Origin of the sequence: Bacillus cereus group sp. BceL062, from assembly GCF_051780025.1 — a bacterium.
Taxonomy (GTDB): Bacteria; Bacillota; Bacilli; order Bacillales; family Bacillaceae_G; genus Bacillus_A; species Bacillus_A toyonensis.
In genome coordinates this window covers 33,144-52,677 of record NZ_JBPWGY010000009.1, presented here as the reverse complement: position 1 = coordinate 52,677, position 19,534 = coordinate 33,144, and the positions used below count along the sequence as shown (strand labels likewise).

Genomic DNA, 19,534 nt, shown 5'->3' with positions numbered 1-19,534 from the left:
TACTTATGATCGGTTAATACCGGACAAAATCGGCAGTAAATCACTCATTTTATCTAGCATAAAGTCTGGTTTGTAAGATTCTAGATACGCTCTACCTTTCAACGTCCATGAAACCGCAGCTGTTTTCGTACCCGCATTTTGTCCGCCGACAATATCATGGTGATTATCCCCAACCATCATTGTTTCTCCTGGTTTCGCATTTAATAACTCGAGCGCTTTTTGAAGTGGTTCTGGATGTGGCTTCACATGTTCCACATCATCAATTGTCACGACAACATCAAAAAACTCATCAAGCTTTGACAACTTTAATCCCATCTCAACGGTTTGTCTCGCTTTCGTTGTAACAATACCAACTTTATAACCTTGTTTTTTCAACTCTTGAACTGTTTCGTATACAGTTTCATATTCTTCTACTAATTCATCATGATGCTCATGGTTAAATTGACGATAACATGTAATCATCTCTTCAACTTTATTTTCATCAATCTTGCTGAAAGTATCATGCAAAGATGGACCGATAAATGGCAGCACATCTTCACGCTTATATTGATCTGGATAATATGTATTTAAAGTGTGTAAAAAAGAAGAAATAATAAGTTCGTTTGTATTAATTAAAGTTCCATCTAAATCAAATAACACTGTATTTATTTGCATCGCCCTAGTCCTTTCGCTTTCCTGAATATGAAAGAAGCAGCATCTTATAATAAGATGCTACTTGTCTCTAATTTTCTGAATATCTTTTATCAGCTTGCCCCATTTTTCGTCTCACAATAATGAAAATAATAGAAATAACAACAAGTCCAATTGACATTACTTGTGCAATACGAAGTGGTCCTAGCATTAAACTATCTGTACGTAAGCCTTCTACGAAGAAGCGCCCTACTGAATACCAAATTAAATATGTAAAGAATAATTCCCCGCGTCGTAAATTCACTTTTCGTAGTGCGAGTAATAAAATGACACCTGCAAAATTCCATAATGATTCATATAAAAACGTCGGGTGATAATACACACCCTCGATATACATTTGATTAATAATGAAATCTGGTAAATGAAGACCTTCTAAAAACTGTCTCGTTACTTCATCACCATGCGCCTCTTGGTTCATAAAGTTTCCCCATCGGCCAATTGCTTGTCCTAATAAAATACTCGGCGCAGCAATATCCGCCAACTTCCAGAATGAAAGCCCGCGTCGTTTTGCAAAAAGAATACCTGTAATAACAGCCCCGATTAAACCACCATGAATCGCCAAGCCACCTTGACGAATATTAATAATTTGACTCGGATTTTGCGCGTAATATTCCCATTCAAAAATAACATAGTACATTCTCGCAAATAGAATAGCGATCGGTACTGCAATTAATACAAGGTCAACAAATGTATCTTTTGGAATACCTAGCCTTTCTCCCTCACGAGTTGCTAGCCAAAGACCTAATAGCACACCTGTACCGATAATAATCCCATACCAATAAACAGGAAACGGCCCAAGTTGGATGGCTACGCGGTCAAGCTGTGGTACAGAACCTAACAGCATATGTATGACCTCCCTCTCCAATGTTTACTCCTGATTCCCTAACTCAATCGCACTCATTAATCGTTCAGAAAACTGTTGTGCCGCATTCACTCCCATACGTTTTAAACGGAAGTTCATTGCTGCTACTTCAATAATAACAGCCAAGTTTCGACCAGGGCGAACTGGAAGTGTAATCTTCGTAAGTTCTGTATCAATAATCTTCATCTTCTCTTCATCAAGACCTAAGCGATCATAATTTTTCTTTTGATCCCAAATTTCAAGATTAATAACAAGTGTAATACGCTTATAATTTCGCACTGCCCCTGCACCGAATAACGTCATAACGTTAATAATGCCTAGACCACGAATTTCTAATAAATGCTCAATTAAATCTGGTGAGCTTCCTACTAATGTGTCTTCATCTTCTTGGCGAATTTCTACACTATCATCCGCAACAAGGCGATGGCCACGCTTCACAAGTTCAAGAGCTGTCTCACTTTTACCAACACCACTTTGACCTGTAATTAAAACACCAACACCGTAAATATCTACTAATACACCATGAACAGCAGTTGTTGGTGCTAACTTACCTTCTAAATAATTTGTTAAACGACTTGATAATCTCGTTGTCGTTTGAGAAGAACGTAATAAAGGCATGCCTGATTCACGTGATGCTTGTAATAACTCATCTGGTACATCTTGATTACGAGTTATAATAATACATGGCGTCTCCTCGGTACAAAGCGCTTTCATTCTCTCTTGTTTTTGCTCTGTCGTTAACGTATCAAAGAACGTAAGCTCCGTTTTTCCAAGAAGCTGCACGCGATCAGCTGGATAATATGTAAAGAATCCTGCCATTTCAATTCCAGGTCGTGATAAATCACTTGTATCAATCGGACGATGAATTCCTTCTTCACCACTTATTAACTCCAATTGAAATTGTTCAATTAAATCTTTTGTCCTTACTTTTGGCATATGTATAAACCTCCACTCCGCTGCGGGTTCAGTCTCGTTTGATGTAAAATTCCATTCTACCGGATATTGTACCATTTTTTTCTGGAAACAAGAAATACGGTTTCTCATAAATAGAAAAAAACATTTCATACGAATGATGAAATGTTTTTCTTTTTGTCATTTTCTCTTTTTTTCATATAACGGTTCAACAATTGCCTTTTCAATTATCATATTAAAAATAGAAATACAAATTGCCGCAATAATTGCTACGCCAAACCCTGTTATATTAAAAGCATCTCCTAATAATGAATCTGTTATTTTTAACGTAATCGCATTAATAACAATTAAGAAGAACCCGAACGTTACAACAGTAATTGGTAGCGTAATTAAAATTAAAAATGGTTTTACAAACACATTTAAAACCGCCAATATAATACTCGCAATAATTGCAGTTTGTATATTTGCTACGTAAAACGCGTCTGGTGCAATCCCTTTTAAAAGTCCCGATACAGCGATTAACACAACGCTATTTACAAGAAGTGATACAATCCATCTCATTTTCTTACACATCCTTTTGACATATATATTTCATCATACGCTAATAGACAATAAACGCAAGTGTCATACAAACACTTATATCAACTTATTCTACCCTTCATGCTTGTATACCTACTAACATCTCCTAGTAAAATAAGGACCACACCATCTATCTTCATGAGTTTTTACAAAAGTCCAAGTGAAATCTTTATCTACAATATATATATCACCTTTATACATATCATCTGTTTCACGTAATATATCATCCATACTTAATAAACTCGCATCTTTTATTAGTAGTACATCATTACAGTGTTGATAGAAGATATAGCACTCCTTTTTCACTTCATTATGAAACGCGTTCTCCGCTTCTTTCCCCTCTAAACACTTCTTCTTCTCATAACTAAATATGTGCCAAAGATACCCACAGCCATACTTATCTCCATAAAGGAAAATGTCTTCTTTTTCTTCATCACTTAAATGGTTTGCAAAATGCTCCTCCCAGCGCTTGCGAAAATAAACACCCCAATTTTGAAACTCTCTTACCTTCATATTTTTCTTTCTTAAAACATCTATAAACTCCATTTTCTCCCCCTATGAACGAAAAACCGAGTGTCATTTCCACTCGGTTTTTCGTAATAAACTTATTGCGATAGCTCTACTTCTTTTATTTTCTCTTTCATTCTTGCTTTATCACGATTTAAAATCTCTTTTAAATACTTACCTGTATACGAGCGTTCTTCTTTTACTACTTGCTCTGGCGTTCCAGAAGCGACGATTTGTCCACCTTTGTCCCCGCCCTCTGGTCCAAGGTCAACGATATAATCAGCTGTTTTAATTACATCTAAATTATGTTCAATTACAAGTACCGTCTCACCACTCTCTACAAGACGTTGCAACACTTCTAGAAGACGTGCAATATCATGTGCATGTAAACCCGTCGTTGGTTCGTCTAAAATGTATAACGTACGCCCTGTAGAACGACGGTGTAATTCAGAGGCTAATTTCACGCGCTGTGCTTCACCACCTGATAACGTCGTTGCCGGCTGTCCTAATTTCATATAACCTAGCCCAACGTCTACAAGCGTTTGAAGTTTACGCTTAATTTTTGGGATATTAGCGAAGAACTGTACCCCATCTTCAATTGTCATTCCTAATACTTCAGAAATGTTCTTATCTTTATATTTCACTTCTAACGTTTCACGGTTGTAACGTTTACCATGACAAACTTCACACGGCACGTATACGTCTGGTAAGAAGTGCATTTCGATTTTAATAATTCCATCACCACGGCACGCTTCACAACGTCCGCCTTTCACATTAAAGCTAAAACGTCCTTTTTGATATCCGCGCACTTTCGCTTCATTCGTTTGAGCAAACACATCACGAATATCATCGAATACACCTGTATACGTCGCTGGGTTAGAACGTGGTGTACGACCGATTGGCGATTGATCAATATCAATTACTTTATCTAAATGCTCAAGACCTTTAATCTCTTTATGAGCACCTGGCTTCGCTTTCGCTTTATATAACTTTTGCGCTAACGATTTATATAGTACTTCATTAATCATCGTACTTTTACCTGATCCAGATACACCCGTTACCGCTACAAACGTACCAAGTGGGAATGACATCTTCGCATTCTTTAAGTTATTCTCTTTTGCACCGACAATCTCCACTTTACGTCCGTCACCTTTACGTCTTTCAAGTGGAACTGGAATAAACTCTTTACCGCTTAAATATTTTCCTGTTAACGAATTCTCATCTTGCATAACTTCAGCTGGTGTACCTGCTGATACAACTTGACCACCATGAATACCTGCACCAGGTCCGATATCAAGTAAATAATCAGCAGCCATCATCGTATCTTCATCATGCTCAACAACAATTAACGTATTTCCTAAGTCACGCATTTCCTGCAATGTACGAATAAGACGATCATTATCGCGCTGATGTAAACCGATAGAAGGCTCATCAAGGATGTAAAGTACGCCAGTGAGTCGAGAACCAATTTGTGTTGCTAGGCGAATACGTTGTGCCTCACCACCTGATAAAGTACCAGCCGCACGACTTAACGTTAAATAATCTAAGCCAACGTTTACTAAGAAACCTACACGTTCTTGAATTTCTCTTAAAATTAAATGAGCAATTTTTTGTTGTTTCTCCGTTAACTCAACATTTGAGAAGAATTCCTGTACTTCTTGAACAGAATATTTCGTTACGTCAGCAATCGTTTTATCACCAACGAAAACAGCTAAACTCTCAGGCTTTAAGCGTCCGCCTTTACACTTCGGACAAGCTTGCTCCGCCATATATTTCTCCATTTGTTCACGAACATAATCAGAACTCGTCTCACGATAACGACGCTCTATATTCGGAATAACACCTTCAAATAAAATCTCATTTTCCTTTACTTGACCAAATTCATTTACATAGCGGAAATAAACTTTCTCTTCACCGCTCCCGTACAACACTTTATCAAATAAATCTTTCGGTATATCTTTCACAGGCATATCCATGTCAACGCCGTAATGATTACACACAGATTGTAAAAGTTGTGGGTAATATTGTGAACTTGTCGGTTCCCAAGGAGCAATCGCATGTTCATTTAATGTTAAATCCCAGTTCGGAATGACAAGCTCTAAATCTACCTCTAACTTTGAGCCAAGTCCATCACAAGAAGGACATGCACCGAACGGACTGTTGAATGAGAACATACGTGGCTCTAATTCACCAATTGAAAAACCACAATGCGGACATGCATGATGTTCACTAAATAGAAGTTCCTCTTCTCCCATAACATCGATTAACACTCGTCCCCCGCCAAGCTTTAATGCACTTTCAAGTGAATCAGCAAGACGGCTTGCAATTGCTTCTTTTATAACAATACGGTCAATTACAACTTCTATGGAATGCTTCTTATTTTTATCTAACGTAATCTCTTCTGACACATCTAGCATTTCACCATCAACACGTACACGAACATAGCCTTGCTTCTTAATATCTTCAAGTACTTTCACATGTGCACCTTTACGTCCTGAGACGATAGGAGCTAACACTTGTAATTTCGTACGTTCAGGATATTCAAGAACACGATCTACCATCTGTTCCACTGTTTGTGATGTAATTTCAATTCCGTGATTTGGGCAAATCGGCGTACCAATTCGTGCGAATAATAAACGTAAATAATCATAAATCTCCGTCACTGTCCCGACAGTTGAACGTGGATTACGACTCGTTGTTTTTTGATCAATCGAAATCGCTGGTGACAACCCTTCAATCGTATCGACATCCGGTTTATCCATTTGTCCTAAAAATTGGCGTGCATACGCAGATAACGATTCTACGTATCTGCGCTGCCCTTCTGCATAAATTGTATCAAACGCTAATGACGATTTCCCTGAACCAGACAATCCCGTTACAACAACAAGCTGATTTCTCGGAATGGTTACATCAATATTTTTTAAGTTATGTGCTCTAGCACCTTTTACAACGATAAAATCCTTGCTCATGCTCACTCTTTTCACCCTTCCGCTTTTAATTCTAATAGTAAATCTCTTAATTCAGCTGCACGCTCGAAGTCTAACGCTTTTGCTGCTTCTTTCATCTCTGCTTCGATCTTAGCGATTGTTTTCTCACGTTCTTTCTTCGTCATCTTCTTAGCAGGAGTTGCTTCATATGTTTCCGGTTCTTCGGCCGCTGTCGTTGCACGGATTACATCACGAACGCCTTTTTGAATCGTTTTCGGCGTGATACCATGCTCTTCATTGTAAGCTTCTTGTATAGTACGACGACGCTGCGTTTCTTCAATTGCAATTCCCATCGATCTCGTTATGCGATCTGCGTACATAATAACGCGGCCGTTTTCATTACGCGCCGCACGACCAATCGTTTGAATTAACGAACGTTCTGAACGCAAGAATCCTTCCTTATCTGCATCTAAAATAGCTACAAGTGATACTTCTGGAATATCTAATCCTTCTCGTAATAAGTTAATACCGACAAGTACATCAAACTTACCAAGGCGAAGGTCACGGATAATTTCAATACGTTCTAACGTTTTAATTTCAGAGTGAAGATAGTTCACTTTAATTCCTACATCTTTTAAGTAATCCGTTAAATCCTCTGACATTTTTTTCGTTAAAGTCGTAATTAATACACGTTCATTTTTTGCAATACGATCTTGAATTTCTCCTAATAAATCGTCAATTTGACCTTCAATTGGTCGTATATCAATTGGTGGATCTAAAAGCCCTGTTGGACGAATAATTTGTTCTATTACCCCCGGTGACTGCTCTAATTCGTATGGTCCTGGCGTTGCCGAAACGTAAATGACTTGATTCGTTTTCTCTTCAAACTCATCGAACGTGAGCGGTCTATTATCTAAAGCTGATGGCAGACGGAATCCATGATCCACAAGTACTTGCTTACGTGCTTGGTCCCCGTTATACATTGCTCTTACTTGCGGCACAGATACGTGCGACTCATCCATAACAATTAAGAAATCCTTCGGGAAATAGTCTAATAACGTATACGGCGTTGCACCCGCTGGACGAAGTGTTAAATGACGGGAATAGTTTTCAATTCCTGAACAAAAGCCCATCTCGCGCATCATTTCTAGATCATAACGTGTACGTTGCTCTATACGCTGCGCTTCTAACAACTTACCATTATCATTTAATTCTTTTAAACGCTCTTCTAATTCTTTTTCTATATTTTCAATAGCAACCTTCATTTTTTCTTCACGTGTAACGAAGTGAGATGCTGGGAAGATTGCTACATGATCACGTTCTGCTAATACTTCACCTGTTAACGCATTTACTTCACGAATACGATCGATTTCATCACCGAAAAATTCAATTCGAATACAATGCTCGTCAAGTGATGCCGGGAAGATTTCAACTACATCTCCGCGCACACGGAATGTCCCACGCTTGAAATCAATATCATTACGTCCGTACTGTACATCAACAAGTTCACGAAGCAATTGATTGCGGTCCTTTTCCATACCAACTCGAAGTGAAACAACTAACTCGCGGTATTCTTCCGGAGAACCTAAACCATATATACACGAAACACTCGCAACGATAATTACATCGTCCCGTTCAAATAATGCAGACGTTGCTGAGTGACGCAATTTATCGATTTCATCATTAATTTGCGCATCCTTCTCTATAAAAGTATCCGTTTGCGGCACATACGCTTCTGGTTGATAATAATCGTAATAACTAACAAAATATTCAACTGCATTATTCGGAAAAAAATCTTTCAGCTCACTATATAATTGTCCTGCTAACGTTTTATTATGAGCCATCACAAGTGTTGGCTTCTGTACTTCTTTAATGACATTTGAAATCGTAAATGTCTTACCCGTCCCTGTCGCTCCAAGCAACACTTGCTTTTTCTTTCCACTATTAAGTCCCTCTACAAGCTTCTCTATAGCTACCGGCTGATCACCTTGCGGGGAATACGCTGAGATAATTTCAAATTGATGTTCCAAGTAAAATCCGACCTCCTCATAAAAATCTGTATTATTATTTTACCACGAATGCCCATAAAAAACCTAAAAAAACGAACAGATATTCGGTAAAATTTTCGACAATATATACATAGAAAAAGGAAGGAGTCAAAACTTCCTTCCTCTACTAACTCTATTTTTTAGGTACATATAATAAATCATATCCATTGCGCCCATTTTCATTCACACAGTCTATTAACCTATAAGCCGTTTGTAATTCACGCTGCTCTTTAACAATCCTTTTACAACTATCTTCATCTATATCTGTATGATTACCAGCAAATCGATCTTGCCTATTATCTAACATATGAATTATATCTGTTCCACTATACTCTAACGTTTGAAAAACCGGATCACCTTCATGTGTATAATGTACAATTCTTATTTTATCAACTTCCCCTTGTTCCACATTCAAAACGAACTTTTCAAATTTATCTAGATTAGAAGTTACTGCTTCCTTTACAATGACATCATTCTTCTTATCAATTGTAATGTTAGGTTGTGAGCATGCTACTAAACTAAAGAGAAGTAGGCATATAAAACCACTTCTTTTTCCTATTGTCATCCTCTCCTATAAGAATTATTTGTATACTGCAAAAGCTACTTTCCTCTACGAAAGTAGCTTCTCTTTTCCTTTCTCCTTCTTCGGGAAAAGAACATATGAAAATGAAATCGCTGTATCAATTAAAAATATAAGTGCCCACACTTGGCTCACTCGACTCGCAGTTTTATTTAAAACGATTCCTGACTCTAACCAATTGCCCCATTGTTCAAATGGAATAAACCCATACGCGAAGAAAAAGAAAGTATGCACAACAACGAATAAAACAAGATGTAATACCCAATTTTTTATTTCCTGCTTTGCATAGGCCATACCTGTTAATTCTATATGTTCTTCAATAACAGGCGCTGGTTCATTCCGCCATTTCGCAGCTAACTTTTGCACAAATATATCAAGCTTCTTCAAATCCTTTTTCCCGTAGAAGACCGCATACAATAAAATGATTACGGTAATAATCTGAAAGTTAGAAAACTTTCCTGTTTGATAATAGTCCACTACCCCTAAGGTTAAAATGAACACTTCATTTACGAGTAGTACAATCCCCATAATAAAACTCGCCTTTTTCAAACGGAATCCGTAACGAAGTAAAAAGAAGCCGATAGCCGATAACCAAAATACAATCTCTGCCCCAATTAAAAAGTACCAACGATATTCTGCGAGTATACTCATTTATCCTTCTCCTTTTCATCATATATACGAAAAGCTTCATCCATATATAATAAAAATTCTTCTTCGATTGGATACATGCTCATTTTCTGTGAATCTTCCTTCGATTTTCTAACTTCCCATAACTTATCTAAAAACGCTTCATCACCATTGGCCATTTCTAAACACTTCTGCATTAATCTCTTCATTGCCCCTTGCACCTCATCACTTGCAGTTTCTTTACCGTCTTTCATAAAAGTGCGTAATTGCTTTAATAAATCCACCCATTCTAAAACATTCGGATCTTCTTCACTCATATTTGGCAAATTATGAAGCAACTTTTGTTCTTCCTTTGAAAATACTTCATTTTGAAATATTTCACGTATACGAGAAGACTGTTTCGAAAGCTGGATCAGTTCAAACATAACTTTCCAATCGAGCTCTCCCTCCACATCCACCGAATAAACAACTGCTTGTAAAACGCGCTCCATTCGATTGAATTTCTTTTGTTCTTCCTGTACAAACCGAAGTTGTTTTTCAAGCGAATCCTTTAAGTTAAGCTCACCTTTTACTAACATATTCGCAGACTCTTTTAGTGAAAATCCCATTTCCTTTAAAAATAAAATTTGTTGGAGACGTATTACGTCAGCTTCACTATATAAACGATGCCCGCCTTCTGTTTTCCCGCTCGGCTTTAATAAATCTATTTGATCATAATAACGTAATGTACGTACTGTTACCCCTGTCTCTCTCGTCAATTCTTGTATTGAAATCACTACCATCACCTCTTCCCCTTCATTATAAAAGATGACGTTACGTAACTTTCAAGACTTTTGTAAAAAAAATACAAAAAGCTGTTTATACTCATTGTATAAACAGCTTTTACGGAAATAATCCTTTTTGTACAGCGCGCCCACAAAATAAAATAAGTGCTCCAACAACAACGCTCGTTGCCGTTTTATGATAATGGGCCAATAGTAATAAATAATACGATAAACCAACAGTACCAATCATAATACAAATACTTGGCACTGGATTACGAGAGAAATTTTGCATTCCCCAAAGAAGTGCAAATATAGCTGTAGCGACACACAACACCGGTAATCCCATCCCAGTTCCCCTTTTTCTATCTATTATTTCTTGTTGTTAACACATTCTTCGATGCCATACTCATACACGATCAGCACCTTTACTATTTCTATATTTCCACTTCGGCCAATAGTTCACAAAGAAATAAACAAACTGCCCTAGTACAAATAACACAAACGGCACGCCAGCACTTCCATAAACGATTAAATTGTACAAACTCCACACGGCTAAACTAATTGTGAAAAACAACCCTACATATTTAAACGCTTTATCCGACTGAAATCTCTCAAACTCATCTTGCATTTTCATTCCTCCTATCCCTATGCTCGTTTTCCCTTCATAACTCCTACGATGAGACTACTGGCAAATAAGAAACTACATACAATGAATATTTCTGAAATAGGTATAGTAATTCTCCCTATCGCTTTGCTCGCAATAATATAAACTATAAGTAGAATGAATGCGAAGATAAACGAAACATTTACATGCTTTTTTATATTTTCATTTACTCGCTCATCTATATCTAGAAATTCTTCTTTTATGTACTTACGCTTTTTTTAATACACATACACTGTCAAAAATACAATTGCTAAAACGTTACTAACTACGAGCGGTAAAATTGGTATAGCTGGATTCATAATACGAACGAAAACGTCTCCCAACAACAATCTAAAAAACGCATCGATATACAACTTTTTAGCATTTTTCATTTTTTCTCCCCTTACTCCAGCGTAAAGATTTCCTCCACCTTCATCCCAAAATATTTGGCGATTTTTAGGGATAACTCTAGACTCGGATTGTAATGGTGATTTTCAATCGCTACAATCGTCTGACGCGTCACCTGCATCACCTTTGCCATTTCAACTTGTGTTATATGATTTTGCTTTCTTAATTCTTTAATTTTATTTTTCACACCCATAGGATCCACCTTCAAAAGTAAAGATATCTTTACTTAAATTATAAATATTTTCCAATTACAAGTAAAGATTAATTTACAAATTTTAGAAAAACATTCCACTGAACACCTTCTCTAACAAAGTACGATAGTAGTTAAGTTTATATCAGCGATTCTCCCAATATATCGACGCAACTCCATTTATATTGGCGATTTTCTAAATATATCAGCGCAACTCCATTTATATCGGCGATTTTCTAAATATATCAGCGCAACTCCATTTATATCGGCGATTCTCCGAATATATCGACTTACTAACAAATACTGAAATCCATAGCGCTATAATCATAAGAAAAAGCTGTCCCAAAATATCTTTTGGAACAGCTTTCTCCTCTACTACATAAATCCTAATACCCATACAAGAACATATCCAAGAATAGAAAGACAAACCGAGCCGATCAGCCCTGCTACAAATGCTTTGCTTCCTAACTTACGGAACGTTTTAAACTCTACATTTAAACCGAGACCTGCCATCGCCATTGCGATAAGCATGTACGCAATTATTACAATATAGCCGGCAACAACTTCGGGGATAATCCCGAGTGAATGCACCGCACTCATCGCTAAAAATCCGAATATAAACCAAGGAATCGGAAGCTCCTTCCACGATTTCTTTTCTTCGCTTCCCTCGCTCTTACCAAACCATAACCCAATTAAAATCGCTACTGGTACAAGCATCGCAACGCGCGTTAATTTCACGATAACCGCGATGTCGACAGCCGTGCTACCGCCTGGTGCCGCAGCCGCAATTACGTGAGCAATTTCATGCAGCGTCGCCCCCGAGAATACACCGTAACCGTACGGAGATAAGCCAAGCACTGGATATAATAATGTATAAATAAGCGTAAATATCGTACCTAAAATAGCAATAATTGCGGCACCAACCGCCGTTTCATCGTCCTTCGCTTTCACTTGTGGTGCAATTGCCACGACCGCTGCCGCACCACAAATCGCCGTTCCACACGCCGTTAAAATCCCAAGTTTCTTTTCTACTTTAAATACTTTTGTCAATCCATATACAACGAAAATGGTGAATGTAATAACTACCGCTGCGATGACCAATACTTTCGGCCCAGCCTTCGCAATATCAACCAGATTTAATCGCATTCCAAGTAAGATAATCCCAAAGCGAAGCAACTTCTTACTCGCAAAGTTCGTTCCCGCTATCGCTTCTGGAGGGACTCCAATCGCTGCGCGCCAAATCATCCCAATTAGAATAGCAATTACTAATTGTCCCATAATATTTAAAAATGGAAGCTCCGCTAAATATTTCGCAGCAATGGCGATTAATAATGTAATCCCAATACCTTGCGAAAATCCAAAGCCCTTTTTCTTTTGTATAACAAGTGTTTGTTCCACCTTGTACCACCCCAATAATCGTATTGGAACATGCATGTTCTTTCTACTTACATTATAAGAGAGTTTTTATAATAAGTTTAATATCAATATTCAATCTCTATCATCAGAAATACTTATGATAGAATAAAAACAAAAATAAAGGGGCCTAACAAATGAACGTCGACATTTTGAAAATCTTTGTGACTGTCGTTGAACAGAAACATTTCTCTCGTGCAGCAGAACTTTTAAACCTTTCACAACCCGGTGTAAGCATGCACATTCGCAACCTGGAAAATGAATTTGGAACTACACTCATTCAGCGCTCCCCAAAGCATGTACAAGTTACGGAAGCTGGAAACATATTATACATACATGCAAAGCAAATGCTCTCTCTTTATGATGATGCAAAACAGGAAATTAACGAATTACATAACGTTGTAACAGGAACACTTCGCATCGGTGCTAGTTTTACAATTGGCGAATACTTACTTCCCAAAATACTCGCTAACTATGCCAATGAAAATCCGCACGTTGAAGTTCATACCCTTATCTCTAATACAGAAGAAGTTTTGCAAAGCCTTCGCTCTAATCAAATTGATATCGGCTTAGTAGAGGGACAAGTCGTATATGCTGACGTAGACGTTGAAGCGTTTATGCAAGATGAAATGAAGCTCGTCGTCCCTCCAAATCACCCATTACTTCACATCAAGGATATAAACGAAGCTACTCTCCAAGACCAAGTATGGGTATTAAGAGAAAGTGGCTCTGGGACACGTGCCTATAGCGATCGTTTTATTCATCAACATCATTTAAAAATGAAACGATTCTTTACATTTAGTAGCATTCAAAGTGTAAAGGAAGCCGTCGCTGCCGGGCTTGGCATCGCTATACTTTCTGATTGGACCGTGCGGAAAGAACTACTAGCCCAAGAACTATTCCACGTCGAAGTTCCAACTGAAAAACTAATTCGTCCATTCTCCATCGTGCGTGGCAAATATTTCATTCCATCTAAAGCCATTCAAGTGTTTTTAAATCATGTAGATTCTTTTGCGAAAAAACAGAGTTGACCTTCACATTAGTGTGAAGGTTTACAATACATGTAAAAGGAGTGAAATGCAGTGCGAATTGGAGAGTTATCAAAAGAAACTGGCGTTAGCGAAAGATCACTAAGACATTATGAAGAAAAGGGATTGCTCCCTTCAAATCGCCTCACAAACGGCTATCGTGATTTCGATAAAAGTGCCATTGAAAAAGTAGAGCTTATCCAAATGTACTTACAGCTCGGCTTAAATTTAGAAGAAACCGCAAGAATGCTGCGCTGCCTCGAAATCGAACCACATCTATACGAAAATCCATGCAGCAGTATCCTTGCACTTTACGAAGATAAGCTCAATGAAGTAACAAGGCAAATCTCATTACTTTCCAACATTCAAACGAATTTACAAAAACACGTTTCACTCCTAAAACAAGAAAAAGAAAAGGGATGATTGCATGTTTGTTATACACGGCAGTTCAAGACAAAATGGGAATACAGAAGCCTTAACATATATGATGATTGATGGAATGAAAGCAGAACAAATTTATTTACGTGACCATACCATTTATCCTATTACAGACCAACGCCATGATGCTGAAGGATTTCAACCTGTAAATGATGACTACGAGCAATTAACCAAACGCATGCTAGAGCACGACACGATTATCTTTGCTACACCACTATACTGGTACGGAATGAGCGGCCATATGAAAAACTTCGTTGATCGCTGGTCACAAAGCTTACGTGATACCTCTCTTCATTTCAAAGAGAAAATGAAAGGTAAAAAAATGTACGTCGTCATCGTTGGCGGAGACAATCCGAAACTGAAAGCATTGCCACTTATTGCTCAATTCCAGTATATCTTTGATTTTGTTGGTTCATCATTTGAAGGGTATATTATCGGGGATGCGAATGGATTGGATGAAATCAAAAATGATGCTGAAGCACTTACAAAGGCACAGCTGTATAATAGCAAATTTAAAAATAGCCAACAGAAATAAGTTTGACAAACCCGTTTGTATGCGCATACAATAAAAATAATATTATGAAAGGAAGGTACTTTGACCAATGAAGTTCTAATTCTCTTATTTATTTCATCCATCACAAATAGTGAACAAAAATGATGAAAACTAGCAGGGGATTAGTCTGTCCATTTGTCGATACTTTCTTTCGAGACGATCATGTGAAAAATCGTTTATTTATGTACGATTTTTACATTGAAGGGCGACGTTTATCCTCTCTAGTGAAACTAGGGAGGTTTTTTTATGACTATTTTATTCGCACGTAATATTGAAAAGAGCTTTGGTGACCGTACCATATTTACGTTACCATCACTAGAAATTCACGCACACGATCGCATAGGAATCGTCGGAGTCAACGGAGCTGGAAAATCTACGTTATTGCAAATATTAAGTAAAGAAATAGAAGCTGACAAAGGGACAGTAACTCATCATAGTTCTATCGCTATCATTCCACAGCTTAGCGATACAATACTGGAAACCGCTTCTTCTCTTGCAAAAGGAAAATGGAGTATTTCAAACGTCGCAAATTCAATGAGCGGCGGCGAACGAATGCGCCTAAAGATTGCCCATGCCCTTGAACAAGAGGCAGGCATTCTATTTGCTGATGAACCAACAAGCCAATTAGATATGTTCGGTACAGAGCAATTAGAAAAGGCACTTTCATCTTATAAAGGTGCGCTTGTTTTAATATCTCATGATCGCGATTTCCTAGATACAATATGTACAAAAATCATCGAAGTTGAAGACGGGATGATTAAAGAATATAAAGGAAACTATTCCAACTATCGAAAGCAAAAAGAACGTGAGAGAATACAAAAGGAAGCAGAATACGAGCAATATGTACAAGAAAAAAATCGTTTGGAACAGTCCATTTTACAAAGAAAACAACGCGCTTCTAGCATGACAAAAATCCCAACTCGGTTCAGTTCATCTGAATCTAAACTTTATAAATTAAGTGGAGCTCATGGGCAAGAACAGGTCAGCAAAGCAGCCAAAGTATTAGAAACACGTCTCGAAAAACTAGAAAAGAAAGAAAAGCCAAAAGATCTTTCTCAGGCTCAGTTTGACGTGCAATACCATACACCCATTCATAGTAAAGTGGCAGTACAGTTCAATAAAGCAACAAAGAAAATAGGCGACCGCACACTATTTAAAAATATGAATGGGACAATTGCCCCCGGTGCAAAGCTTGCTATTTTAGGGGCAAATGGAAGTGGAAAAACAACTTTGTTCAACATGCTTCTCGCAAACGAGCGTGGTATCCAGCTTTCGAAGAGTTGTAAAATCGGATACTTTGAGCAAACACTATCTATTTTAAACACAGATAAAACAATTATAGAAAATGTTCTAGAAGAATCGAGCTATACTGAATCGTTCGTTCGAACAATACTTGCCCGGCTCCTTTTCCGCCGCGAAGATGTTCATAAACCTGTGCACGTTCTAAGCGGGGGTGAACGAATGAAGGTTGCACTCGCAAAAGTATTTTTAGGAAACTATAATATGCTCCTGCTCGATGAACCGACGAACTATTTAGATTTAACAACACAGGAAGAATTACAAAACATGTTACAAGAGTATCCTGGCACTATACTCTTCATTAGCCATGACCGTGCCTTTATTCGTTCTGTTGCAGACCATATTCTACAAGTAGATGAGAGCGAACCAAGAATATTCTATGGCAATTACGAGCAATACATCAAAAGAACCACTCAAGCTTCCGTAAACGTTACTGAACAAGAATTATTGCGATTACAAACGAAATTAACAGAAGTTATCAGCCGGATTTCTATACCCAATCATCACGATGACATCACATTTCTTGAACAAGAATATGAAAAATTATTAGTTCAAATTCAGCGGTGTAAAGAAGCGCTCTAATGTCTTCCCTATATATCGACGGGGCCTTCCACATTTCCCAAGAAATATCGTGGCTTCGACATAAAGATAATATTAGACATCACAATAACAAAAAGCCGTGCACCAGCACGGCTTTTCACTTTATCTTGCTACTTGTGGGCATTAAATGCCCAGTTGGTGAAGGCTAATAACTAGCCGGGATGCCCCCCACTGATTAAAGTTTCACTTTATATACGGACAGCAGTCCCACTCACCGCAACCATTAGCATTCCTTCGCGAACTACTTCGTAATCCACGTCGATACCAACGATGGCATTCGCATTTTTTTGCCTTGCGAATGTTTTCATCTCTTCCATTGCGATGTCGCGTGCTTCTTTTAATTTACTTTCATAAGCGCCTGCACGGCCGCCGACAACGTCACGGACAGATGCGAAAAGGTCACGAACAATATTCGCACCCATAATCGCTTCTCCATTCACGATATCAATATACTCAATAATTTCTTTCCCTTGAATTGTAGATGTTGTTGTTACAATCATGCTTTATAACCTCCCATATAAGATTTCCACTTACTTATGGTGCACGAATTCAGCAGAAATTATATTTACGAACTAAACTGCGCTTCGTATAATCGGCTATACCCTCCGCCTCGCTCAATTAATTCCTCATGCGAACCTTGTTCTGCAATACCATCTTTATTTACAACGACGATACGATCCGCATTTTTAATAGTTGCAAGCCTGTGAGCAATAACTAATGTTGTACGACCGACAGCTAGTTCTGCAAGTGATTTTTGAATAGCAAGTTCCGTCTCTGTATCTAATGCAGAAGTCGCTTCATCTAATATTAAAATTGGCGGGTTTTTCAAGAACATACGAGCAATTGCTAGACGCTGCTTCTGTCCCCCTGAAAGTTTCACACCACGCTCACCGATAACTGTATCTAAACCGTCTGGTTGCGAGTAAATTAAATCCTCCAACTGAGCACGTTTTACCGCCTGCCAAATTGCAGCCTCTGAAGCCTGTAAATTTCCATAAGCGATATTTTCGCGAATCGTTCCTGAGAATAAGAATACATCTTGCTGTACAATTCCAATTTGTTTACGAAGTGACGATAAAGTCATCTCTTTCGTATCAATGCCATCAATTTGGATTGACCCAGATTCCTGCTCATAAAAGCGTGGTAATAAACTACATAACGTTGTTTTCCCTGCCCCTGATGGCCCAACGAACGCAACTGTTTCACCTGCGTGTATTTTCAAGCTAATATCATTTAAGATTGGTTCTTTATTTTCATATCCGAACGTAATGTTGTTATAGTGAATATCACCGTGTACATGCTTTACTTCTATCGCATCTTTAGAATCCACAATATCAGGCTCTGTTTCAAGAAGTTCTACATACCTTTTAAAACCTGCGATTCCTTTCGGATAACTTTCAATAACTGCATTAATTTTCTCAATTGGTCGGAAGAAAATATTCGTTAATAAGACGAATCCGATAAATCCACCATACGTTAACTCACCTTGCAGAACAAACCATGTGCCACATATTAATACGAAGAGCGTTACGAGACGCATGAGCATATAACTAATGGATGAGTTTAGCGCCATAATTTTATACGCCATTAATTTCGTTGTACGGAAACGAGCATTGTTCACAGCGAATTGGTCTTTCTCAAACTTTTCATTTCCGAATGCTTGTACAACGCGAATACCACCGACGTTATTTTCGATACATGCATTAAAATCAGCAACATCTGAGAATAAACGTCTAAACGTACCCGTCATTTTTTTATTGAAGTAAAGCGCCAACCATAATAGAAATGGAATTACAAAGAATGTTAGAAGCGCTAACTTCCAGTTAATCATCATCATAAATGAAAATGCCCCAACTAAAGTCATTACGGCGATGAATAAATCCTCTGGCCCGTGGTGAGCAATTTCCCCAATTTCCATTAAATCGTTCGTAAGACGTGAAATTAGATGACCTGTTTTATTATTATCAAAAAATCTGAATGATAGCTTTTGAATATGATCAAATAATTTCTGCCTCATATCTGTTTCAATGTTAACTCCTAGCATATGCCCCCAGTAGGTAACAACATATTGTAAACCTGCATTTAACATATAAACTGCAAGTAAACCAAAACAAGCCCATAAAATAAGCGTCCAGTTTTGTCCTGGTAATAACTTATCAATAAATTGATTTACGATAAGCGGGAAACCAAGTTCCAGTAATCCTGCGATAACCGCGCAAGAAAAATCGAGTATAAATAAACCTTTATATGGTTTATAGTAAGAAAAAAATTTACGTAGCATATATTTCCTCCCTTTTCCAAATTAAAAGACTCCCTAAATGATAACCATTATCAAATAATTATTCAAGTTATTCGACTACGAAACTACAAATAAGGTTTGCGATAGTTGTCGTTTTTTGCCAGAAAGTCGATATATTTTCAATTGCGCTGATATATTCTGATAATCGCCGATATAAATTTCATGTA

The 19,534-nt window shown here is 37.8% G+C and carries 20 protein-coding genes and 1 pseudogene; 4 read left to right on the top strand and 17 right to left on the bottom strand.

Annotated elements, in window-relative coordinates; all coding sequences use genetic code 11:
- Positions 1-3: 3 nt before the first annotated feature.
- The 15 genes and pseudogenes from ppaX to ACS2MN_RS20200 form a co-directional block, all read right to left on the bottom strand.
- Positions 4-654: a pyrophosphatase PpaX gene (gene ppaX / locus ACS2MN_RS20270; protein ID WP_001166731.1), complete on the bottom strand. Its 651-nt coding sequence runs from the start codon at positions 652-654 to the stop codon at positions 4-6.
- Between the two features lie 67 nt (positions 655-721).
- On the bottom strand, positions 722-1,534 hold the full coding sequence (gene lgt, locus ACS2MN_RS20265) for a prolipoprotein diacylglyceryl transferase (protein WP_000924230.1): 813 nt from the start codon (positions 1,532-1,534) through the stop codon (positions 722-724).
- Between the two features lie 24 nt (positions 1,535-1,558).
- Positions 1,559-2,488: an HPr(Ser) kinase/phosphatase gene (gene hprK / locus ACS2MN_RS20260; protein ID WP_001127251.1), complete on the bottom strand. Its 930-nt coding sequence runs from the start codon at positions 2,486-2,488 to the stop codon at positions 1,559-1,561.
- A gap of 156 nt (positions 2,489-2,644) precedes the next feature.
- Positions 2,645-3,025: a phage holin family protein gene (locus ACS2MN_RS20255; protein ID WP_001267312.1), complete on the bottom strand. Its 381-nt coding sequence runs from the start codon at positions 3,023-3,025 to the stop codon at positions 2,645-2,647.
- 114 nt (positions 3,026-3,139) lie between these two features.
- Positions 3,140-3,589, bottom strand: coding sequence for a DUF4275 family protein (locus ACS2MN_RS20250; protein ID WP_000394320.1), 450 nt, complete (start codon positions 3,587-3,589; stop codon positions 3,140-3,142).
- A 59-nt stretch (positions 3,590-3,648) separates the two neighbouring features.
- Positions 3,649-6,519 carry an excinuclease ABC subunit UvrA gene (uvrA, locus tag ACS2MN_RS20245; protein WP_142348966.1) on the bottom strand — a complete coding sequence of 957 codons (2,871 nt, stop codon included), beginning with the start codon at positions 6,517-6,519 and terminating at the stop codon, positions 3,649-3,651.
- An 11-nt stretch (positions 6,520-6,530) separates the two neighbouring features.
- Positions 6,531-8,507: an excinuclease ABC subunit B gene (uvrB, locus tag ACS2MN_RS20240; RefSeq protein WP_000401006.1), complete on the bottom strand. Its 1,977-nt coding sequence runs from the start codon at positions 8,505-8,507 to the stop codon at positions 6,531-6,533.
- A 151-nt stretch (positions 8,508-8,658) separates the two neighbouring features.
- On the bottom strand, positions 8,659-9,090 hold the full coding sequence (locus tag ACS2MN_RS20235) for a DUF4362 domain-containing protein (protein WP_000151994.1): 432 nt from the start codon (positions 9,088-9,090) through the stop codon (positions 8,659-8,661).
- Between the two features lie 45 nt (positions 9,091-9,135).
- Positions 9,136-9,756, bottom strand: a complete 621-nt coding sequence (locus ACS2MN_RS20230) for a hypothetical protein (protein WP_098226718.1) — start codon at positions 9,754-9,756, stop codon at positions 9,136-9,138.
- Complete coding sequence (locus ACS2MN_RS20225; protein ID WP_000260340.1) at positions 9,753-10,514, bottom strand: MerR family transcriptional regulator; 762 nt, start codon at positions 10,512-10,514, stop codon at positions 9,753-9,755. The genes ACS2MN_RS20230 and ACS2MN_RS20225 overlap by 4 nt, the downstream gene beginning before the upstream one ends.
- A 100-nt stretch (positions 10,515-10,614) precedes the next feature.
- A complete protein-coding gene (locus tag ACS2MN_RS20220; protein ID WP_000524132.1) occupies positions 10,615-10,842 on the bottom strand; it encodes a hypothetical protein in 228 nt (75 codons plus the stop codon).
- Between the two features lie 60 nt (positions 10,843-10,902).
- Positions 10,903-11,124, bottom strand: a complete 222-nt coding sequence (locus ACS2MN_RS20215) for a hypothetical protein (RefSeq protein ID WP_087970410.1) — start codon at positions 11,122-11,124, stop codon at positions 10,903-10,905.
- Between the two features lie 17 nt (positions 11,125-11,141).
- Positions 11,142-11,531 (bottom strand): annotated as a pseudogene (locus tag ACS2MN_RS20210) (hypothetical protein).
- 11 nt (positions 11,532-11,542) lie between these two features.
- Positions 11,543-11,740 carry a helix-turn-helix transcriptional regulator gene (locus tag ACS2MN_RS20205; protein WP_000538369.1) on the bottom strand — a complete coding sequence of 66 codons (198 nt, stop codon included), beginning with the start codon at positions 11,738-11,740 and terminating at the stop codon, positions 11,543-11,545.
- Between the two features lie 372 nt (positions 11,741-12,112).
- Positions 12,113-13,135 (bottom strand): YeiH family protein, encoded by a 1,023-nt coding sequence (locus ACS2MN_RS20200; protein WP_000438410.1) that lies wholly within the window; start codon positions 13,133-13,135, stop codon positions 12,113-12,115.
- 152 nt (positions 13,136-13,287) lie between these two features.
- On the opposite strand from ACS2MN_RS20200, the gene ACS2MN_RS20195 reads away from it, so the two are divergent.
- From ACS2MN_RS20195 to abc-f, 4 genes are all read left to right on the top strand, one after another.
- Complete coding sequence (locus tag ACS2MN_RS20195) at positions 13,288-14,181, top strand: LysR family transcriptional regulator (RefSeq protein ID WP_001099965.1); 894 nt, start codon at positions 13,288-13,290, stop codon at positions 14,179-14,181.
- Positions 14,182-14,232: 51 nt separating this feature from the next.
- Positions 14,233-14,601: a MerR family transcriptional regulator gene (locus ACS2MN_RS20190; protein WP_001219224.1), complete on the top strand. Its 369-nt coding sequence runs from the start codon at positions 14,233-14,235 to the stop codon at positions 14,599-14,601.
- A gap of 4 nt (positions 14,602-14,605) precedes the next feature.
- On the top strand, positions 14,606-15,151 hold the full coding sequence (locus ACS2MN_RS20185) for a flavodoxin family protein (protein WP_097954037.1): 546 nt from the start codon (positions 14,606-14,608) through the stop codon (positions 15,149-15,151).
- 264 nt (positions 15,152-15,415) lie between these two features.
- Complete coding sequence (gene abc-f / locus ACS2MN_RS20180; protein WP_346994795.1) at positions 15,416-17,050, top strand: ribosomal protection-like ABC-F family protein; 1,635 nt, start codon at positions 15,416-15,418, stop codon at positions 17,048-17,050.
- Between the two features lie 206 nt (positions 17,051-17,256).
- On the opposite strand, the gene ACS2MN_RS20175 is transcribed toward abc-f, so the two are convergent.
- A complete protein-coding gene (locus ACS2MN_RS20175) occupies positions 17,257-17,568 on the bottom strand; it encodes a heavy metal-binding domain-containing protein (RefSeq protein WP_000637523.1) in 312 nt (103 codons plus the stop codon).
- Positions 17,569-17,633: 65 nt separating this feature from the next.
- The gene (locus ACS2MN_RS20170) at positions 17,634-19,349 is read right to left on the bottom strand and encodes an ABC transporter ATP-binding protein (RefSeq protein WP_000944601.1); all 1,716 of its coding nucleotides are present in this window, start codon (positions 19,347-19,349) and stop codon (positions 17,634-17,636) included.
- Positions 19,350-19,534 lie beyond the last annotated feature (185 nt).